Raw genomic sequence first — 18,974 nt, 5'->3', positions numbered from 1 at the left:
ACCGCAGCTATTGCGGCGGCAAAGGGGGAGGGGACTGGGCGCGGACAGGCGTCGCCGCGACACGCGGAAAAAGTGTCGAGAGACAAGAGTGCACCCAGCCCGAAGGTGGGTGCTATGGTGTCCTCCGAGCTTGTTGGAGCCTCAGACCCTGCTTCCGCTGCCAAGCAAAACCAGGGTTTGGGGCTCTCTTGCTGTCTGCAGTTAGGGGTTGAGCGCTGGCGCTCCCTCAAGATCGAATTCGGCGCGGTAGGCGCGTGACCCGTGGATCTTACGGTGACTTTCGCGCCGGCAGGGGTACCAACACGCGTAGATCCGGTGCGTCCTGTGTGGATCGACGCCCGAATTGCACACATATCGGGATGAGCCGGACGGCGTTGCGTGGCAACGGTTTCCGGCCGCGGGCGCGGCGACGGGCGACCCGGCGTGGCGGGCCGCCCGTACGCGCCGTGGTGGGCTCTCACGCGGGCAGGTGGATGGTGTCGCAGTGCACGGCGGTCCCGTCGCCGTCGTGGGCGTACAGCTCGCCGTAGCGGTCCTCGGGGCCGTCGACGGCGGCGAGCAGCTTCTGCGCCTGGCGGGCCGCGGCGTCGACGTCGCCGGCGGTGAAGTAGGTGACGGCCTGCGGGTTGTCGGGCTCGGGGTCGGTGACGACGTCGAGGCGGTACTCGTCGGTGGTGCCGACGACGAAGGTCTCGAACGGGCGGCGGGTCATCGGGTCGCCGCCGGCGTGTGCGGGGCGTAGCCGGTGGTGAAGGGCCCGTCGGCGTGCGAGACGGTCCAGCGCAGCCGCCGGCTGGTGAGCCAGGCGCCGGTGCGGCTGGCGAGGTCGCGGTGCCAGCGGCGGGTGCTCGGGTCGGCGCCGCCGTCGGTGGTGAAGGCGAGCAGGAGGTAGCCGCCGGGGATGCCGGCGTCGGGCTCGCCGGGGTGCCGGCCGCCGGTGAGCGGGAAGTGCACGCTGGCCAGCGCGCCGACGCCCTGCTCGGGCAGGGTTTGCAGCATGTGGACGCGGCCGTGGTCGACCAGGTGCCAGCGGCCGTCGCGGGGCAGGCCGAGCACGTCGCGGGCGACAGCGAACAGCTCGTAGGCGTCGACCGGGTCGTCGACGACGATCGTGGTGGTCACCATGCCCGCTCACCGGCCCCAGATCGCCAGGGCGGCGGTGACGGCCGCGCCGGCGTACCCGGCGAGCAGCAGCGGCACCGCGCGGGCGATGGCCCGGTACTTGGCGCGGGTGGCGCGGGAGAGCCACCACAGCTCCCGGGCGCGGGTGAGCGGGGTCATCTGCGCGACCTGGTCGGTATCGCCGCCGGCGACGCGGGCCAGGACGTCGTGGGCGGTGTCGGCGTCGGCGTAGGCGACGAATCCGAAGTCGCCGCCGAGACGGGGGCGGGAGGCCAGCAGCAGCAGGACCACCGCGGCGAGGACCACCACGGCGGTCCCCGCCCCGGCGGCCAGTGCGGCGGGGGAGAGGTGGCCACCGGCTCCGGCGCCGCCGAGCACGGCCAGGCCGGCGCCGAGCAGCACCCCGGCGGTCTGCAGGTAGCCGCCGGCCTTGGGGTCGATGCGCAGCAGCTCGGCGCGGACACCTGCGACCTCGGCGTCCAGGGCGGCGGTGACCGTGCCCCGGCCGCAGGCGGAGGCGTGCGCGCCGGCGCGGGCGAGGATCTCCAGGTCGCTGAAGTCGCGGTCGGTGTGACCGCAGCCGGTGCACCGGGAGGTGCTGTCGGCGAGGCCGGTGGAAATCTCCACGAGCACGGCGTGGGCGCCTGCGGTGGGGATCTGGAAGTGCCGGCGCTGGCTGCGCGGGTCGTGGTCGCTGACGTAGGCCGCGCCGAGGTAGGTGGGGTCACCCGGATCGGGCACCATAGTGGGTAGCTCCTTCATCTGATGCGGATAGGGGAGTTGGCGGGCGGCCCAGGCTCGGAAGGCGTATGGGCCGCCCGCCTCGTGCGGTCAGTACGTGGTGTCGGTGACCGTGCGGCGGGCCCGCCGGTCGGTGAGGCTGTCCAGGGCGTCGCCGAGGGACACCCGGCTGGTGGCGGCGTAGGCGGGCAGCGACAGGGCCAGCCACACCGCGGCGGTCAGCCCGGCCGCGGCCGGACCGGTCCCGGCCGGTGCGCCGGCGTAGACGGCGGCGGCGGTGAGCGCGCCGATCGCGGCCCAGCCGACACGGGCGTAGGTGGAGCCGGCCAGCGCGCCCAGGTACAGCACGCCGACCGCGACGAGCCAGGTGATCCACAGGTCGCGGCCGGTGGCGGGCAGCCCGGCGGTGTGGGCGTCGAGGTAGGCGCGCATCGGGTCGGAGATGCTGTGGGTGATCGGGCCGCCGGTGACCCAGTCGCCGGCCGCGCCGAGGCCAGCGCTCACGGCGACGACGAGCTTGGTGACGAGCACCCAGATCGCCCACAGCAGCACGCCGAGCACCGCGAGGGCGGCCAGGGCGAAGAGGCCGAGCAGCCAGTTGTCGCGCAGGAACAGGGTGGCGCGGTTGTCGCGCCACCAGTCGGTCAGCGCCCGCCAGCGGCCGGTGCCGGCCTCGGTGGCGCGGATGTGGTCGATGGGGGCGAGGTCCTGCTCGCCGGAGGTGGGGGTGTGCATCAGGCTCTCCTTCGTCTCGTGAACCGGGCTCGGGGGTGGATCGCCGTCAGCGGCGGGTGCCGCTGCGGGGGAAGGGCAGCACTGTCGCGCCGGCGCTGTCCGTGGTGTCGGTGGGGGAGTCGCCGCCGAGGGCGGCGAGCAGGTCGGGCAGCTCGTCAGCGGTCACGAGCACCTGGCGGGCCTTGGAGCCTTCGGAGGGGCCGACCACGCGCATCTGGTCCAGCTGGTCCATGAGGCGACCGGCCTTGGCGAAGCCGATGCGCAGCTTGCGCTGCAGCATCGAGGTGGACCCGAACTGGCTGCTGACGATCAGTTCGGCGGCCTCGCGCAGCAGGGCCCGCTCGTCGTCGTCGAGCCCGTCGACCACCGCGGCGTCGACGGCCGGCCCGGCCGGGGCCTTCTCGGCCGGGGCCAGAGCGGCGGCCGGCGCGAGGGTCTGCCCGCCAGTGCCGGCCTGGCCGCGCCAGTGCTCGACGACGGCAGTGACCTCGGCGTCGGACACCCACGCGCCCTGGATCCGGACCGGGGTCGAAGCGCCCATCGGCAGGAACAGGCCGTCACCCTTGCCCAGGAGCTTCTCCGCGCCGGGCTGGTCGAGGATGACCCGAGAGTCGGTCAGGGAGCTGGTGGCGAACGCGAGCCGGGACGGCACGTTGGCCTTGATCAGCCCAGTCACCACATCCACGCTGGGCCGCTGGGTGGCCAGAACCAGGTGGATGCCGGCGGCGCGGGCGAGCTGGGTAATCCGCACGACCGACTCTTCGACGTCGCGGGGGGCGACCATCATCAGGTCGGCCAGCTCGTCGACCACGACCACCAGGTACGGGTACGGCTCCAACACCCGCTCACTGCCGGCCGGCGACGTGATCTCACCAGCGCGGACCTTGCGGTTGAACTCGTCGACGTGGCGCACGCCGTGGGCGGCCATGTCGTCGTAGCGCATGTCCATCTCCCGCACCACCCATTCCAGGGCGTCGGCGGCCTTACGCGCGTTGGTGACGATCGGGGTGACCAGGTGCGGGATCCCGGCGTACGCGGTCAACTCGACGCGCTTGGGGTCGATCAGCAGCAGCCGCACCTCGGCCGGCGTCGCCCGGGTCAGCAGCGACACCAGCAGGGTGTTCAGGCAGCCCGACTTCCCGGCACCGGTCGCGCCACCCAGGAGCAGGTGCGGCATGGTCGCCAGGTTCGCGGTGACGGCCTTGCCGTCGATGTCCTTGCCCAGCCCGACCAGCAGCCGGTGCCCGTCACGGGCGGCGCGGGAGCGGATGACGTCGCCGAGGGTTACGACCTCCCGGTCCGGGTTGGGAACCTCCACGCCCACGGCGCTCTTGCCCGGGATCGGCGACAGCAGCCGCACCTCGGGCTGCCCGACGACGTAGGCGAAGTTCTTCGCCAGGCCGATGACCTTCTCGACCTTCACCCCGGCGCCGATGGTGATCTCGTAGCGGGTGACGGTCGGTCCGCGGTGCGCGCCGGACACCTTCGCGTTGACCTTGAAGTCATCCAGGACACCCTGGAGGGCCTGCTTGACGGTGTCGGTGGCCGAGGTGCGCCGCTGCGGCGGGTCACCGGCGGCCAGGAGAGCCAGCGGGGGAAGGGGGTAGCCGCCCGCCGTCACGGGCACCGCGGTAGCCGTCGGCGCGGCGTCGGTGGCCATGGCGGGCTGGCGGCGTGGCAGCGGCGGGCGGGGCGCGGATTCCGCGGAATCGACGGGCGGTGCCGGGCGAGCCGCCGCGGCGGCGGTACTGGGGCGCGGGGCGGCCGGCGCGTCGAGTTCGTCGGCCTGGTCGACGTCGTCGAGCCCGTCGAGGTCCTCGTCGGCGGGCAGGGCGGGGCGGCGGCGGGCGGCGGCGAGGGTGGTCACCACGGCGACCGGGGTGACGCCGGTGGCGGCGGTGAGCCCGGCGGCGACCAGGCCGAGCAGGACCGGGATCGCGCCCCACACGCTGAGCACCGCGTCGAGGCCGCCGGTGAGCCGGCCGAGCAGCCCGCCCGCGCCGGCGGCGGCCAGGTCCAGCAGGCCGGCGAGGCCGGCGGCGGTGAGCAGGGTGCCGGCGGCCTGGGCGAGGATCCGCACGGTGTGCGTGCCGGCGGGGTGGCGCATCGCCTGGATGGCGAGCCAGATCAGCGGTGCCGGCGCGGCGACGGCCAGGTGCCCGAGCAGCCCCTCGGCGACGCCGGCCGGGACATCCAGGAGCTCACCGAGCAGGCCGGCGGGGTGGGTCCACACGGCGGCCGCGGTGACCACGCCGGTGATCAGCAGGGCGAGGCCGGCGGTGTCGTGGCCGGGCAGGTCGACGCCGGGGGTGCGGTGCGGGCTGGGCAGCTTGCGGGCGGCCCGGCCGGCGGCGGCGGCGGTGCCGTGCCAGGCGGCGCGGGCAGCCAGGCCAGCGCGGCGGGCGAACTCGGCGCCGTGGTCGACCTCGGGCTGCTTCTTGCTGGTACGGCGGCGGGCGGTGCTGGCCATCGGGGTTCTCCTTCCGGGTCCGGTGGCGAAAGGGGCGCGAGGCTAGCTGGACCAGGTGAGGCGGTGGGCCTTGTTGCCGGCGTACGTCTCAATGACCGTCGCGGCGACGGAGAGGAAGAAAGCGATGACTGCGGCGACGCCGAGCGGGACCCAGGGAGACAGCCGGACCGGCGGCAGGTTGGCCAAGAGGGTCGCCATCGCGGCGCCCGTGAGCACGTAGCCGATTGGCGGCAGGACCTCGGCCGCGAGGTGGCACCAGAAGGCCGTCCGCTGCCAGCGCTGCGCGGCAATGGCCGACGTCGATTCCTGCGGGTTTTGCGGGATCGGTGCGGTGTTCATGGCGCGGCTCCCAGGGTCGAAGGGGCGTGGTCGGAGGTCAGTTCGCGATGGTGAAGGGGCCGCCGCGCTGGGCGGGCGGGGTGATCCGGCCGGCGTCCTTGAGCCGGCCGAGCAGGGCGTAGAGCTGCGACTGCTCGACGGGGCAGTCCGGGCGGTCGAGCAGCGCCTGCGCGGAGGCCGGGCCGCGGCGCAGGCACGCCAGGACCCACTCGGCGGGAGTGAGCGGGGCGACCTGCTCCACCACCGTGGTGCTGCGGCGGCCGGCGCCGAACGCGGCGCGCAGCCGGTCCACCGCGCTGCCGCCGCCCGCGCTCACGGCCGCCTTCGCGGCGGGGGTGCCCTGCCCGGGCAGCACGATCTTGCTGGCCGGGTCGATCTCGGGGACGTTCCACCGCACCGGCACGCGGGGGGCAGCGGCTGCGGCGGCGGACTCGTCGAGGTGCGGGACGCGGCAGAGCATGCCGACGCGGGCGCTGGTGCGCAGGTAGCCCATGCCGGCGGTGGTCTTGCCGTCGATCTCGGGCTGCAGGGCGAACGGGTCACCGACGAAGTCGTCGGGCAGGATCGTGGTGCCGCTACCTCGGTTGGACAGCCGCAGGATCAGGGCGTTGCCCGCGACCAGGGCGTCACGCAGCCGCACCGACCCGCCGAGGGACTTCATCTGCGGCAGCTGGGTGGCCAGGACGATCCCGACGCCGGTCTTGCGCATCGTCTCGGCGGCCTGCTCCATCAGCGCCACCAGCGGGGTGTTCGGGAGCAGGATCAGCTGACACTCGTCGATGATCACCACGAGGGCGCAGAGGCCGAGGGCCTTGACCCGGGGGTCGTTCTCATCGAACGCCTCGACGCCTGCGTCGGCGAGCAGCTTCGAGCGGCGCATCACCTCGGCGTGCACCCGCCGGCCCAGCAGCGAGCTGTTGTCGACGCCCGGGTAGTAGTCCACGGCGTTCTTCCACGCCGGCAGGCTCTGGCCGTTCTGCGGGTCGCCGACGGCGACCTGAACACCGCCGTCGAGCAGGTTCGCGATCAACGCGCCCAACGCGCGGGACTTGCCGGCGCCGGTGGAGCCGACGACCAGGCCGCCGAGCACCCCGTAGTTCGGGCGGGACACGATCCAGTTGCCGGGGGAGCCGTCGGCGAACCGGGCGATCTCGAACCGGCCGCCGGCGTAGGTGGGGCCGGTCCAGGGCACGCCGTCGGCGATGTAGGACCGCTCGACCAGGACCACCTTCACCCACGCCCGCTTGCCGGTGGAGCGCCAGCCGATCGCGCCCTCGTTGAGGTCCAGGGCGACCTCCACGTCCGGGCCGCTCTTGTACAGCGGGCCGGGCCTGGTACCGGGGGTCAGGCGCACCAGGGCCTCGGTGACACCCGGGCGCGGCTCCACCGCCTGGACCAGGGTGGTGCCCTCGCACACCCGCGCCGCGAGCACCTCACGCTCCCACCGGCGCTGCCAGTGCGCGGTCAGCGGGTCGAGCACGTCGGCGGGCTCGGCGATCAGCACCGGCTCCGGCTCGGGCGCCGGTGGGGTGCGGTGGCGTAGGTGGTGCCACCACGGCCAGCCCAGCACCACCCCGAGCAGCGTCGGCACGGCGATCGTCAGGGTGGGGTGCGCGGCCAGGGCGGCCTGCCCGCCAGCGGCGACCGTCGCGACGGCGTACCCGCCGAGCACGATCGCGATCGCGGCCCGCCACGCCCGCACCGTGCGGGAACGGGCCCGCCACCCGGCCGCCGTGGCGGCGATCGCGAGGGCGAGGATCCCCACGGTCTGCCACGACAGTCCGAGCGGGCCGGCGACCCACGCCACGGCCAGTTCGGCGGCGACCCAGTAGAAGGGGAACAGCCGCCGCCAGCTGCGCTTGACCAGGGTGGCCACGGCGTAGGCGGTGACGGCGAACAGGGCGGTCAACGCGCGGCCGAGCTTGGCCAGGCGGTCCGCGCGGATCTCGTCAGCGGTCCGGGTCGACATCGCAGGGCTCCTTCGCATCAGGGCTGGGGGCAGGGGTTCGTTCAGGTGCTGGCGCTCTCCGCGGTCCGCCGACGCACCTTCACGCGCCGACGGGCCACGGAGGCCGTCAGACCTTGATCAGCCGACCAGGACTTCCTTGCTGGCGACGTTGCCGCCGGCGTCGGCGACCACGTCGGCGACCTGGCCGTCCTTGCTGTTGAAGTCGCCCAGGGCGGCCTGCAGCTCCTCCTGGGCGCTGTTCAGCGCCGCGTGCGCGGCGGCGAACTGCTCGGCGGCGTCACGCAGGTGCCCGACGGTCGAGGCGGCCATCTCCAGGCCCTCGTAGCGGTCGGCGGCCTCGGTCAGCACGCCGGCGATCCCGCCGATCTGCTCCGCCTGCTCCCCGGCGGACTCGGCCGCCTGGGTGAACGCCGCGCGGATCTCCTCCGGACCAGTGGCTTCCAGGTTCACGGTCAACTCCCTCAATCGTTCGGTGGTGCTGGACGTGCCGGCCGCCGGGTCGACGGCCGGGTGGTGCTGCTCATCCCCGGCGTCGCCGCCGGTGCTCGTGGTGTCCGCGTCGCTCGCGGGGTCGGTGGCGCACCGGTGGCCCAGCGACGCCTTCTCCGCGGCCTCGAACGACGCGAAGCCCTCGGATCGCTCGCCGCAGCGGCCGCACCGCCAGCCGTAGCGCGGCGCCGGGCTGCTGGCCGTGGCGGCGGCGGTGACCGCCTCCAGGCGCTCGTCTCCCGCCCCGCACTGGAAGCAGTGGCGCGGCATCATCGGGGTCGGGCCGGTGACCTGGCCGCACCGCTGGCAGCGGGTGTAGTGGCCCTCTTGGCGCACCCGCGGAGGCGCGGGCGCCCGGTCCGCGGCGGCCGGCGCCGCCTCGGCCCGTTTCGGGTCCGCCGCGGACTCGGCCGGGCCGGCCGGCGGGGTGTCCTGGGCGCCGCCGGGAATCACCCGCAGCGCCGGCCGCCGCGGCCCCTGCTCGTCGTCGACGGCGGTGGCGGCTGATTCGGTGGAATCGCTGTCGGCTGCGGCTACACCTTCCGCGACACGACCTGCGGCCGGGTCCGGCTCGGCGCCGGTGTACTGCTCGGGATGCTCGGTGCGGGTGTGCTCCCGGCCGGCGCCCTGGGCGTTGGCCTCGATCCGGTACGGCCGGGACGCCCACCCGCACAGGTCGCAGTCGGCGTACCAGCGGCCGTCGTCGTCGACGTCGGTGACGACGCCGTCGACGGCCTGGGCGCCGCGCTTGCGGGCGAGGGCGCGGCGGCGGCGGGCGCGGGCCCGTTCGGTGGCGTCCTCGATCAGCCCGGCGAGGTAGCCGTCCGCGGCGGCCACCGCGCCGGTGGCCCGGCCCGGGCCGGCCGGGGCGCTCGCCCCGGCCGACCCGTCGGCGGCCTTCTGGGCGGCGGCCTGCTGGCGGGCGCGGGCCTGCCGGCGGGGGGACTGCTTGCCCCGCACCGCGTACGCGGCGTCCTCCAGCAGCAGCACGGCGATCTTCGCCACCGCCAGGTACACCAGGATGTCGAAGAAGATCACTGGACCACGTCCCGGATCGTCGCGCCGAGACCGCCGACGATCATCGGCAGGAGCAGGGCGCAGGTCAGCGCGACGTGGGCCAGCTTGGCCTTGCCGCCGCCGCCCTTGCCGGCCGTGCCCTTGCCGGCGCCGGCGGACTTGCCGCCGCCCTTGCCGCGCAGGAACACGACCACGACGATGCCGAGCGCGAGCCCGAGCGCGGTGGGGATGGCCAGGGCGACGTCCTTGGTGTCCTGGCCGATCCAGTCGCCGATCGGGTCGGCGATGGTGGTGATGCCCTTGGCGAGCCACTTGTTGACCTGGGTGACGACGACGCCGGCGAGCAGCGCGCCGACGACCAGGGCGACCACGACCCGCAGGCGGGGGGTGAAGTGGAAGACGATCGACAGGGCGATGTAGACGAGTCCGCCGAGCACGATCAGGGCGCTGGTCATGACGGGTGCCTCCTTTCAGAGGGTGGCGATGAAGACGGCGGCCACCGCGGCGACGGCCACCGTGCGCAGGGGGTGGGCGAGGACCCACGAGGCCAGGTGCAGCAGCCCGCGGGGGATGAGGACCAGGACGGCCCAGCAGGCCATCGCGATCGCCTGGGCGTCGGAGCCGTCGCGGGCGCGGGCGGCCTGCCCGACGAGGTCCGACAGCGGCTCCGGGGAGCCGGTCCACACGGCGGTGACGCTGTCCCAGTCCCCCGGAATGTCACTCAGAGTTATTCCGGTGCCGGAGTTGGGGCCGGAAATCGGGGGTGCGAACTGTGCGGGTTCGTCCCGATCGGGTTCCGGTAGGGGAGGGGTCGGAAGGGGCTCCTGCCTCGGCGGAGCCAGGGAAATCACCTCCGCCTCGCGCCGGAATGGAATTCGCGGCATCGGTGACGTTCGGTAGTTTTCCTCGGCGGGTAGGGCGCTCACCAGATCACCTCCTGGATGGGTGTGTGTGGACTGTTCGGTCGGGTCCCGGGAGCGGCGGTGGGCGGCATCGCCGCTCCCGGGCGGGTCGGTGGGGCGGGCCGGTCAGACCGCCCGCAGTCCGGGTCGCCAGCCGGAGACCAGGGCCGCCGCCTTGGAGGCGCGGGCGCGGTCGCCCTTGCCGCCCATCACGTGCTTGTAGATCGCGTAGCCCGACGGGTCGGCGCTGAGCGCCCCGTCCTCGATGGCCGTCTGCACGTCGGCCAGAAGCGTCCGGACGTCGTCCGGAAGACCGTCCGACTCGATGCCGGCCGGGCCGAGTTTTCCCCGCTTGATCGCCGTACGGACGTCGCCGGAGCCGACCGCCGCAGGCGGGGTGATCTTGAGTTCGGCCAGCCGCGGAGCGCCCTCCCACGGACGGGCGGCGGTGACGTAGGAGTCGAACAGGCCGATCAGGAACGCCGTGCCGGCGCAGCCGACCGGGCCGATGGAGTGCGGCAGCGCGGTCAGCAGACCGTCCCAGCCGCCGTGCCAGCCGCCGACGATGTTCAGCGCCAGCGACAGGCCCAGCGCCGACCACTCGGCGACGGTGGCCTTCCAGTCGACCTCGCCGCCGGAGGCGCGCAGCACCGCCCGACCGATGATGATCAGCGCGACGATCGTGATCAGCGCCGGCTCCACCGCCCACGCCGCCCACCAGGAGGCGGTGCCGGCGTCGAGGTCGAGCATCCGCACCACCCCGGCCTGCACGCCCGTGGTCGACCAGCCGGCGAACGCCGCGAGGACGGGAATGCCGGCCAGCAGCGCCACTTTGCGCACCTTGGCCACCCGCAGCGCCCGCATCTCCGCCGACCCGTCGATCTCCGCCCGGATCCGCGCCCGCTCCCCGGAACGCTTCGCCCGCCGGTACAGCTCGGCCAGCGCCACGTCCTCGGCCGCGTCGCGGTCGTCCTCCCGCCGCTCGCGGGCCTCGGCGCGCTCCCGCTCCTGGATCCGAGCGAGGGCGATGCGGTGCTCGACGTCGTGCTCGCGGCGCTCCCGCTCGTCCTCCCGCCGCACCTCGACGACCGCGCGGTCCTCCTCCAGCCGCGCACGCAGCTCGTCGGCCGACCCGGCCGCCCGGCGCGACCTGCCGCGGCGGGCCACCTCCACCGGCCGGTCCTCGACCTCCGGCTCGATCTCCGGCTGCCGCGCCGCCACCGGCACCGCAGCCGGGGCCGGGGCGGGCAGCGCCGCCGCCGGCCGCTCGACGGCGGCCGCCGCAGGCTGCGTGCCGGCCGGCACGAGCAGCTCGCCACGGCGCTCGAACTGCTCGCCCATGTCCAGCGCCCGCCACTGCGACGGCGCCGCGTAGGTCAGGTCCGCATCGACGCTCACCGCGTCACCTCCATCAGGTTCCGGGCCGGGGCGGGGATCCGCTCGTCGGCGATCAGCGCCTGCCCGGTGCCGAGCAGCTCCCGGGCGATCTCGTCCTCGGCGCAGGTCTTCTCGCACGCGCGGCCCTGGCCGTCGCGCTGGCACGTCGGGGTGCCGCACACCCGGCACGGCAGCGAAACGCCGTGCTCGTAGTGCGCCGGGCCGGTCCAGTCCAGGTGCACCCGCACCACCAGCAGCCCGGCCATGTCAGGCCACCTCCCCGCGCGACTGGCGGGCCGCCCGCACCCGGGCCAGCAGCTCCCGGCCGTACGGGTCGAGGTCGGCCTCGTCAACGTCCACCGCCAGGGGGTGGCGGCGCTCGTCGACCCACCGGACGACCCGCCGGCCGGCGAGAACCAGCCCGACCAGGCCGACCGTGGCGGCCGAGGCGGCGAACACCTGCTCCTGCGGCACCGCGTCGGCGTACTCGGCGTAGCGGTGCGCGAGGGCCACCGTGGCGGCGGCCGGGCCGGCCGCGACCACCCCGACGATCCCGACCCGGGCCATGCGGCCGGCGCGAACCGGGCCGGCGTCGACCAGCTCCGCGTCCTGGGTGGTGATCGGCCACCAGCCGTCGCGGCCCTGCGGGTTCCACGCCGCGCCGCACGCCGGACACGACCAGCCGTCGGTCTCCCGGGTCAGCACCACGTCATCGAGCGGGCAGAGCGCGCCGACGTCGTCCAGGCGCAGCACCGGCGGGACCGGGAACACCTCACGCAGCAGCGGCCCGGTCAGCGGCGGCCGGCAGGCCACCGCCCGGCCAGTGGGGGAGTTCGTGGTGGTCACGCCGCCACCCCCAGCGCCCGGGTCAGCTCGGCCAGCTCCCGCAGCCGCAGCAGCGGACGCTGCTCCACCTCGGGCAGAACGGACAGCACGTCGTGCTCGACCAGGCCGTCACCGCCACGGGCCTTGGCCTCGTATGCGGCGGCGTCCGCCGCAGCCAGCACCTGGGCCCGGTCCTCACCGACCGTGGCGTGAACCGCGCCGACGCTGGCCGTCACCGTCACCGCCACGCCGGCGGCGACCTCGATCGGCTCCGCCAGGGCCTGGATGACCTCCGCGCCGAGCAGCCCGGCGATCGGCGCCGGCGACGGGCACGCGAGAACGAACTCGTCACCGCCGATGCGGGCGACCACCGCGCCGTCAATGCCGTCCAGCGGCCCCCGCAGGCGGCGGGCGATCTCCACCAACAGCCGGTCGCCCGCGGCGTGGCCGTAGGTGTCGTTGACCGGCTTGAACCGGTCCAGATCCACCATCACCAGATCGATCGGCTCGCCGTCCAACTCGTCGAGCGCAGCCGACAGGCCAGCGCGGTTCGCCAGACCGGTCAACGGATCCGTGGTCGCGTCCCGGCGAGCCTGCACCAGCCGGGACCGCTGCGCCCGAGCCACCTGAGCAGCCCACACATGCCCCGCCAACGACAGCGCGGCAGCGGCCGGGAGCAGCATCTTCAGTGCCTTCATCGGGCACCACCACCCTGGCCGAAACGACGCTTCAGCAGCGCCTTTCGCTCAGTGGCGGACCGGCCGCCCCGGATGCCGTAGACGTTCGCGGCGGTTCGCTCCTCGCGCAGCGCCAGTTCCAGGCACTCGCTCCGTACGGGGCAGTTCCGGCATGCCTTGCGGGCGGCTGCAGCGGCGGCCTTGCCGGACAGCTCGTTGGGGAACCAGGGGTCTTCGTCGGCGTTGACCTGGGGCGTCTTGCCGGTGGGCACGCACAGGCCTCGGGTCTGGATGCGCTTCTGGAGGACGCTGTCGGTCTCTCTCGTGTCCGACAGACGCGGGCCCCGGGGAATCGGAGCCGTTACGCTGGTGGCTGGCATTTCGATCTCCCTTCCAATGGCTGGATCGATGCCTCTGTGGAGGCCTCGGCGGGTGCATCCGCCGAGGCACTTCCGTTTCTGGGCATGGCTCATCGCCTCGACAGACCGCAGTTCGGCGGCATGCCGGCCCAGGTGGCGCAGTACGTCAGTAGTGGCGTATGAACAGGAAAACTACGGCACTGATGCCGTAGATCACAAGAGTTACCGGCGGGTAGGCTTTCGCCCGCCGTGCCCCGGACGGCTCTCCTGCCAGGACCTCACGGTCGCTGGCCGCCAGACGGGGTACGCACCTACTCGCCCTTCGGCCGCAGGAGCCTGTCCACGGGCAACGTAGGTTGACCAGGTGCTCCGTGAGATGCCTGAGCCCACGCTGCGCAGGTAGTCGAGCACGTCAGCAGTGGTCCACCAGTCCTCGGGCAAGACGCGCGGCGCGGTCTGACTCGGCCCCTGATCCTTCATGACGTGCCAGCGTAACGGCAGCAGCACTGGTGACGCGGATTGCGCTCACCTGCGCTTGATGCAACTCATCGAGAGCATCGATCGAGGTCGGGAGCTTGCTGGGCATCAGCAGTTGGAGCTGTGGAGTTGTCAACGAACGATCTCGTACGACTGTCCTGCTTGGCCAAGCCATCGAGAACGGAGCATGATCCGGATATCTACTCGGTACTTTGACCGGCAGATTGAGCGTGGCCACGTACCGGTTGTGACCGTCGGGTCGCACACTCCAGGACGACGACACTAGGAGCGAGATGAGTCGCAACGAGAAGTTCGCGGCAGCTCGGGCGGCCAAACGGCTGACTGGCGGCCAGCTGGCTGAGCTGGTTGCCGATCGGGTCCTGGACAGAACTACGTCAGCGGGGTCGAAGAGGCGACGTCCCCCAATCGACGCGGACTACGTGAGTCGCATCGAGCGAGGTCTGATCACCTGGCCGGGGCGGGACTACCGCGAGGCGTTTCAGACAGTTCTGGGCGCGAAGAGCGCTGCCGAGCTCGGCTTCTACTCGCGCCGCACCCAACGCGTCGAGCAACCGCCGTCCGTCGACGTCGACGGGCAACTCCTTGCGCTTGCCGGCGCCGCAACCATCGGTGCTCTGGGCGGCCACACCCTGACAGCGCTGACCAGCGGGCTGGCTGGCCCTCCAACGCCCTCTCGCATCGGGCATATTGACGTGGCCGACCTTCATCGCGTCATCGATGGGATGGAGCGCGCCGACCATGCCGCCGGCGGCCGCACAGTCGTTCGTTCCCTCGCGCTCGGTCAGCTGGCCTGGACTCAGAACACGTTGCAGACGGCCTCCTTTCGCTCGGCCGCGATCCGAGCAGCTTGGATGGCAGCGGTGGCGCGGTTAGGTCGTCTCGCCGGATTCATGAGCGTTGACGCGCGAGACCATGAGACCGCTCGCCGCTGCTTCTTGATCGCCCTGCAGATTGCCGCCGAGGCCGAAAACTGGCCGAGCCGTCTCAATGTGCTCTCGGGGATGGCGCGTCAAGCGGTACACCTCGGTGAGGGTGCGGCCGCCCTGCAGATCACGACCCTCGCCAGAGCGGGTGAGGGTTCTGCCAGCACGACGACCAAGGCGATGATCAGGGTCTTGGAGGCTCGGGCGTTCGGCGTCCTCGGCCGAGCAAGCGAGGCAGTCTCGGCGGTACGCCAGGCAGATGACCTGTACGAACAGCGGCGTCCGGACGATGACCCGCCGTGGTTGTGGTTCTACGACGACGCTCAACTGATGGGGGATACCGGGCATGCGCTGTTCCCGTTGGCCCTGGCCGGCATCAAGGTCGATGCCGTGCGGCGGCTGCGCCTGGCGGTGGACATGCACAATCCTGCCGACACCCGGGGTCGAGTGTTCTCGCTGATCAAGCTTGCGACGTTAGAGGTACGCCACGAGCCGGGCCCTGCCGCCTTCGCGACAGCACAGGAAGCCATCACCGCCGTGGCCGGACTGCGGTCGGGCCGCGCACTGGACTACTTGAATGACCTTGGACGTGTGCTGCGGCGTGCGAAAAACGACGACGCCAGAGCCCTGGCCTCGCAGGTCAGTTCGACGCTCAAGGCGGTACGGCGGGACTAGCGCGCCGACCAGTGGCGGGGGAGGCCGGGATCTGCAAGGCAGGCAACCCGGTGCTCCACCTCGCCAGCGGTCTCGGCCGATTCCGTGGAATGCATGGCGAGCCACGCCGTCATGCGCAGCTCCCGCATCCTCTGCAGGAGGTCGAACGCCGGGGCTGCCGTGACGTCGAATCCGCCGTAAGCGTCAACAAATGCTGTGTACTGCCCCCGGCTGATCCAGCCCAGCGTCGTGACGTATAGGCCCATGGGGGCAAGGTCCCACTCTCGTGGGCCGACGCACGCCGACTCAAAGTCGATCAGGACAGTAGTCCCGTCACCACCCCGGACAGCGTTTCCGGCATGAGCGTCTCCGTGGATGACGCCGGAAGCCAGCTCGAACTCAGCATCGCCCCAACGGTCCTGGACCTCGGCAAGTACCGCGCGCAGCACCCGCCGGTCCCGCTCCCTGACAGGCGCATTCTCGATGCGTTCGGGCGTCCGTTCCCACGGGTCCAGCAGGGGAAGCCCAAGGTCACCGCTAACCCCATGCAAATGACGGAGAACAGCGCCGAATTCGGTCATGGACGGCTGTTTAAGGGGAGCAGGAATTTCGTGCCAGATAGTGACCGGGTGCCCGTCAATCACCATCGGTTGAGCTACCGGCCAGGGAGGTACGCAAGGCACTCCAGCGGCAATCAACGCGCTGGCGACCCGCACTTCTTTCGTCGCAACTTCAACGTCGGACGGGTCCCTAGCGACCCTGACCACGGCTCCGCCCAATCGAAAGATAGCGTTCGAGCCCATGCGAAGCATCTTCAGCCCGCCGGGCGGAAGGCCAGCGATGCCGGCAGCCTCATGGGCGATCCGGATCGCGCGGTCGGCCCCCAGGACCGCCGGGTCGGGAACCACGGTCACGTCGCCTCCCACCGATCAGCCGAAACTAGATCCACCTGGCTGAGCGAACCCAATCTCAGCTGATGTGGTTCCCGGCTGGTCTCACGCAGCGCGCTTGACGGCGGTGTCGATCGCGCGGTGGAGGTCAGCCAGGCGGATGGTAACGGTTTCCTCGTTGCCGTCTTCGGTGGCGTTGAGACCGGCCTCGACGTACTCACGGATGAGTTCGCTGGGGGTAACTCCGCGGCGCTCCGCTTCGGCGAACAGTCGTTCGGTGAGGTGGTGGCTCATGCGAGTCGAGTGCACGATGCTGACGCCGCGGGGGCGGGCGGTGTCGATCTGGGCGTTGGACCAGTCGCGGCTTTCCAGTGCGGCGTTGGCCTCGTCGAACGTGCTCATGGCTGGTCCCCCTTCATGCGGGCGATGGCATTGATCTCGTCGTCGTCGAGCCTGCGGGCGCCGGTAACGATGTAGTGGTCGTCGCCGCCTCGTTCGATCAGCGCGACACCGATCCACGTGCCGGTCCTGTCCTGTCCTGCGATTTGCAGGGCCGCACCGAGGTGGCGGCGCACCTGGAAGCCGCCGCCATGCAGGACGTCGAGCACTGACAGCGGAGTGATGCCAGCGGCGTCCAACCGTTCGTATGTGACGTCGCTGAACTGGTAAAACTCCTCTGGCACCCTGCCAGTGTATGACAGGTGTAAACAAGCTGTCTCGGAAGTCCCTGGCTAGGAGAATCGGGGCGACCGAGGCTCGGCTGGGCGACCCTGGCCCGCAACCGGTCGGGCGTCACCCGCCGCTGACGTAGGGCATGGTGAGCCAGAACCGGAAGCGGTCGTTGTCGGCCAGGGCGTCGACGTCGACCGGCTCACCAGCGCCGGTAAGGCGGAGGGCCTGCTGGTGGGTGGGCCGCGGTTATGGCGGTCGCGCGGGTCGGCTGTTCGCGGGCAGGCGTAGGCCGCGACGGTGCGGTGGCCCGTCCCGTAGGGGCGGGGCGGCGGACGCCGGACACTCGACGGCGGCCCGCCCGGGCAGGCGTCCGACACGGCTCGACGGCGGCTAAAAGTCTGCCTTTTCCTCCAACTTGCTGCGGTAGCGCCGCCGCTAACGGTGCCGTCAACGGTGCGCGGGTAGTCCGCGGGATCAGCGGCCCCGCCTGTGGGCGCTACGTGTCGGCGTTGCCGGCGTCGCGCAGGTGGTCCAGGAGGTCGTCTTGGTTGATCAGCGGCGCGGTACGCACCGCGCCGAGGACGACGGCGGGTAGCAGGTCGGGCCAGTCGTCGGGGTTAACCAGGAAGTACCCGCCGCTGCGCCAGACGGTCAGCAGCAGCGCCTCGGCGAGCTTGCGGTGTGTCACCTCGGACAGCACGCCGTCCTTGATGGTGGTGCTGGCCGCTTCCGCGATCGCCTTCTCGGCCGCTGGGTGCCAGTCCGGGTGTGCCGGGTCGCCGGAGTACTGCATCAGCTTCGTTCCGGCGCGGCCGATGTGGTCGAGTAGCCGGTCCCAGGTCTGCCAGTCCCGGCCGTCAGCGGCGGCGAAGCGGTGCATCATCTCGACCAGCTCGCCGAGCTGCCCGTGGATCGCCGTCAGCCGTTGCACGATCAGGCGCACCTGCTCGACGGTCAGGTCCCCGGCTGGCACGTCCCGCACACCGCTCGTCACGGCCTCAGACCCTACGACGTCGGCCGCGTCGCCTGATAACCGCGCCGCGCCGCTAACGGTGCCGCTAACGCCGGCGGCGCGGGTTGAGCACGCGCAGCACGGTCTGGGTGGCGTCGTCGACGCGGGCGATGGCGGCCGCGCAGCGCTGGGCGGCGTCGGCGAGGTACGCCGGCGGCTCGCCGGTGGAGTGCAGCACGGTGACGGCTTGGTTGAGCAGCACGCCGACGCGGCCCAGCGTGGTCCGGGACTGCATGAGGTGGGCGGCCATGTCGCGAATCTCTTCGGGGTCGACGGCGTCGGCGTGCATTTGGCCGCGGGCGACGACCAGGGCGACGCGGGCGGCGTACCCGGCGGTGGTCTCGCCGGTGCGGGCCGCGGCGGCGGTCAGGTCGGCCAGTTCGTCGTCGGACAGCCGAAGGTTGACCCGGCGGGTGCGGTGTCCGTCGTCGCCTCGCGGCCGGCGGTGCGGCGCGATGGCGGAGCGCCGCGGCTGCTCCGGTGCGGGCGTTACCAGCTGTTGCTGTGCGTCGTCGTGCACGCCGTTGTCTCCCCGTTGCTGGCGACCGCGCTCGGTCGCTGACGCCGGACCGCGCCCGGTCCGGCGGACTTTGGGTTCCCCAAAGTCATATCTTGCTCCGCCCTGTTGGGGGTTTCATCGGATGAAGCCGCCGCCGTCGTGGTGGACCGGTCAGTCGCCGTCGAAAACCTGGTTAACCGTGACTCTGATGTTGTCGGGGTTGCTGTCGACGATGAGCCACCAGTGGTCGTCGTAGGGCACCTCCAGGACCACGGGGGTGAGGTCGTAGAAGCCGCCGAAGAACTCGTACTCGTCGCCGTCGACGTACGCCTGGTACTCGTCGTCGTCCATCAGGCAGACCCGGGCGGTCGAGCCGCGCAACCCGACCTCGAACACGGCGCCGCCCGCGCAGGTGCCGAGGTTCCAGTAGAGGTGATCCACACGCTATGTGTAGTGGATGGTGACGCCTGGTAGGAAGACTGCCGGGTGTAGGTGGTCGACGCGGTTCTCGCCTCGTGCGTGCGCGCAGCGGCTGGCGGTGGCGCGGTGGCGTCACTGACGTTGCGGCGGGCCGAGAATGCAAGGGGGTGTGTCCCCTGTAAGGCGCTACCAGGGCGGATGCGGGCGCGACGGTGCGGCCGGGGTTGAACGGTCGATGGCGTCGCCCGGCCGGCCGGCCGGGGGTGATTCCGTGGAATGCCTAGGTGTGTGTGCCGGGTTGCGTGGTCAGCGGCGGGTGGTGGGTGGCGGCGCCGCAGTGGCAGGTCCAGGTGTGGTGGCCGCGGTGGGTGTGCGGGGGCGGGC

22 protein-coding genes are annotated in these 18,974 nt (G+C 72.5%); 1 reads left to right on the top strand and 21 read right to left on the bottom strand.

Features of this window, described 5'->3' with window-relative positions:
- Window positions 1-457 precede the first annotated feature (457 nt).
- The 15 genes from ABD52_RS19925 to ABD52_RS19855 all read right to left on the bottom strand — a co-directional run bounded on the left by ABD52_RS19925 (window position 458) and on the right by ABD52_RS19855 (window position 13,043).
- Window positions 458-712: a hypothetical protein gene (locus ABD52_RS19925; protein ID WP_047892791.1), complete on the bottom strand. Its 255-nt coding sequence runs from the start codon at window positions 710-712 to the stop codon at window positions 458-460.
- Window positions 709-1,125, bottom strand: coding sequence for a hypothetical protein (locus tag ABD52_RS19920; protein ID WP_047892790.1), 417 nt, complete (start codon window positions 1,123-1,125; stop codon window positions 709-711). The genes ABD52_RS19925 and ABD52_RS19920 overlap by 4 nt, the downstream gene beginning before the upstream one ends.
- 6 nt (window positions 1,126-1,131) lie before the next feature.
- The gene (locus ABD52_RS41695; protein WP_082171335.1) at window positions 1,132-1,866 is read right to left on the bottom strand and encodes a Pycsar system effector family protein; all 735 of its coding nucleotides are present in this window, start codon (window positions 1,864-1,866) and stop codon (window positions 1,132-1,134) included.
- Between the two features lie 87 nt (window positions 1,867-1,953).
- The gene (locus tag ABD52_RS19910) at window positions 1,954-2,598 is read right to left on the bottom strand and encodes a hypothetical protein (RefSeq protein ID WP_047892789.1); all 645 of its coding nucleotides are present in this window, start codon (window positions 2,596-2,598) and stop codon (window positions 1,954-1,956) included.
- 46 nt (window positions 2,599-2,644) lie between these two features.
- Entirely contained in the window at window positions 2,645-5,068 is a 2,424-nt protein-coding gene (locus ABD52_RS19905; protein WP_047892788.1) for a DNA translocase FtsK, read from the bottom strand.
- A 42-nt stretch (window positions 5,069-5,110) separates the two neighbouring features.
- On the bottom strand, window positions 5,111-5,407 hold the full coding sequence (locus ABD52_RS19900) for a hypothetical protein (protein ID WP_047892787.1): 297 nt from the start codon (window positions 5,405-5,407) through the stop codon (window positions 5,111-5,113).
- Window positions 5,408-5,444: 37 nt separating this feature from the next.
- Window positions 5,445-7,376 (bottom strand): hypothetical protein, encoded by a 1,932-nt coding sequence (locus ABD52_RS19895; protein WP_047892786.1) that lies wholly within the window; start codon window positions 7,374-7,376, stop codon window positions 5,445-5,447.
- 117 nt (window positions 7,377-7,493) lie between these two features.
- Window positions 7,494-8,903: a hypothetical protein gene (locus ABD52_RS19890; RefSeq protein WP_047892785.1), complete on the bottom strand. Its 1,410-nt coding sequence runs from the start codon at window positions 8,901-8,903 to the stop codon at window positions 7,494-7,496.
- Window positions 8,900-9,337 carry a hypothetical protein gene (locus ABD52_RS19885; protein ID WP_047892784.1) on the bottom strand — a complete coding sequence of 146 codons (438 nt, stop codon included), beginning with the start codon at window positions 9,335-9,337 and terminating at the stop codon, window positions 8,900-8,902. The genes ABD52_RS19890 and ABD52_RS19885 overlap by 4 nt, the downstream gene beginning before the upstream one ends.
- 15 nt (window positions 9,338-9,352) lie before the next feature.
- Window positions 9,353-9,568, bottom strand: a complete 216-nt coding sequence (locus ABD52_RS19880; RefSeq protein WP_047892783.1) for a hypothetical protein — start codon at window positions 9,566-9,568, stop codon at window positions 9,353-9,355.
- Window positions 9,569-9,910: 342 nt separating this feature from the next.
- Window positions 9,911-11,182, bottom strand: coding sequence for a hypothetical protein (locus ABD52_RS19875; protein WP_200905216.1), 1,272 nt, complete (start codon window positions 11,180-11,182; stop codon window positions 9,911-9,913).
- The gene (locus ABD52_RS19870) at window positions 11,179-11,427 is read right to left on the bottom strand and encodes a hypothetical protein (protein WP_047892782.1); all 249 of its coding nucleotides are present in this window, start codon (window positions 11,425-11,427) and stop codon (window positions 11,179-11,181) included. Before ABD52_RS19870 ends, ABD52_RS19875 begins: the two co-directional genes overlap by 4 nt.
- A 1-nt stretch (window position 11,428) precedes the next feature.
- Window positions 11,429-12,007 carry a hypothetical protein gene (locus ABD52_RS37535; RefSeq protein ID WP_053065424.1) on the bottom strand — a complete coding sequence of 193 codons (579 nt, stop codon included), beginning with the start codon at window positions 12,005-12,007 and terminating at the stop codon, window positions 11,429-11,431.
- Entirely contained in the window at window positions 12,004-12,684 is a 681-nt protein-coding gene (locus ABD52_RS19860) for a GGDEF domain-containing protein (protein ID WP_047892781.1), read from the bottom strand. The genes ABD52_RS37535 and ABD52_RS19860 overlap by 4 nt, the downstream gene beginning before the upstream one ends.
- A complete protein-coding gene (locus tag ABD52_RS19855) occupies window positions 12,681-13,043 on the bottom strand; it encodes a WhiB family transcriptional regulator (RefSeq protein ID WP_047892780.1) in 363 nt (120 codons plus the stop codon). The genes ABD52_RS19860 and ABD52_RS19855 overlap by 4 nt, the downstream gene beginning before the upstream one ends.
- A gap of 749 nt (window positions 13,044-13,792) precedes the next feature.
- Between ABD52_RS19855 and ABD52_RS37530 the strand changes: the two genes are divergently transcribed.
- A complete protein-coding gene (locus ABD52_RS37530; RefSeq protein ID WP_053065422.1) occupies window positions 13,793-15,118 on the top strand; it encodes a hypothetical protein in 1,326 nt (441 codons plus the stop codon).
- Here the strand turns inward: ABD52_RS37530 and ABD52_RS19840 are convergent.
- The 6 genes from ABD52_RS19840 to ABD52_RS19815 form a co-directional block, all read right to left on the bottom strand.
- Entirely contained in the window at window positions 15,115-16,011 is an 897-nt protein-coding gene (locus tag ABD52_RS19840) for a phosphotransferase enzyme family protein (RefSeq protein ID WP_053065421.1), read from the bottom strand. The genes ABD52_RS37530 and ABD52_RS19840 overlap by 4 nt on opposite strands.
- An 81-nt stretch (window positions 16,012-16,092) precedes the next feature.
- A complete protein-coding gene (locus ABD52_RS19835; protein ID WP_047892779.1) occupies window positions 16,093-16,389 on the bottom strand; it encodes a hypothetical protein in 297 nt (98 codons plus the stop codon).
- Window positions 16,386-16,670: a hypothetical protein gene (locus ABD52_RS19830; protein WP_047892778.1), complete on the bottom strand. Its 285-nt coding sequence runs from the start codon at window positions 16,668-16,670 to the stop codon at window positions 16,386-16,388. The genes ABD52_RS19835 and ABD52_RS19830 overlap by 4 nt, the downstream gene beginning before the upstream one ends.
- A 485-nt stretch (window positions 16,671-17,155) precedes the next feature.
- Entirely contained in the window at window positions 17,156-17,653 is a 498-nt protein-coding gene (locus ABD52_RS19825) for a hypothetical protein (RefSeq protein WP_152748284.1), read from the bottom strand.
- A 64-nt stretch (window positions 17,654-17,717) separates the two neighbouring features.
- Window positions 17,718-18,191: a hypothetical protein gene (locus ABD52_RS19820; protein WP_047892776.1), complete on the bottom strand. Its 474-nt coding sequence runs from the start codon at window positions 18,189-18,191 to the stop codon at window positions 17,718-17,720.
- A 150-nt stretch (window positions 18,192-18,341) separates the two neighbouring features.
- On the bottom strand, window positions 18,342-18,611 hold the full coding sequence (locus ABD52_RS19815; protein ID WP_082171334.1) for a DUF1883 domain-containing protein: 270 nt from the start codon (window positions 18,609-18,611) through the stop codon (window positions 18,342-18,344).
- Window positions 18,612-18,974: the final 363 nt, after the last annotated feature.

It is taken from the genome of Micromonospora sp. RV43, assembly GCF_001029515.1.
Classification (GTDB): Bacteria; Actinomycetota; Actinomycetes; order Mycobacteriales; family Micromonosporaceae; genus Micromonospora; species Micromonospora aurantiaca.
This window is presented reverse-complemented; position numbering and strand designations above follow the sequence as displayed.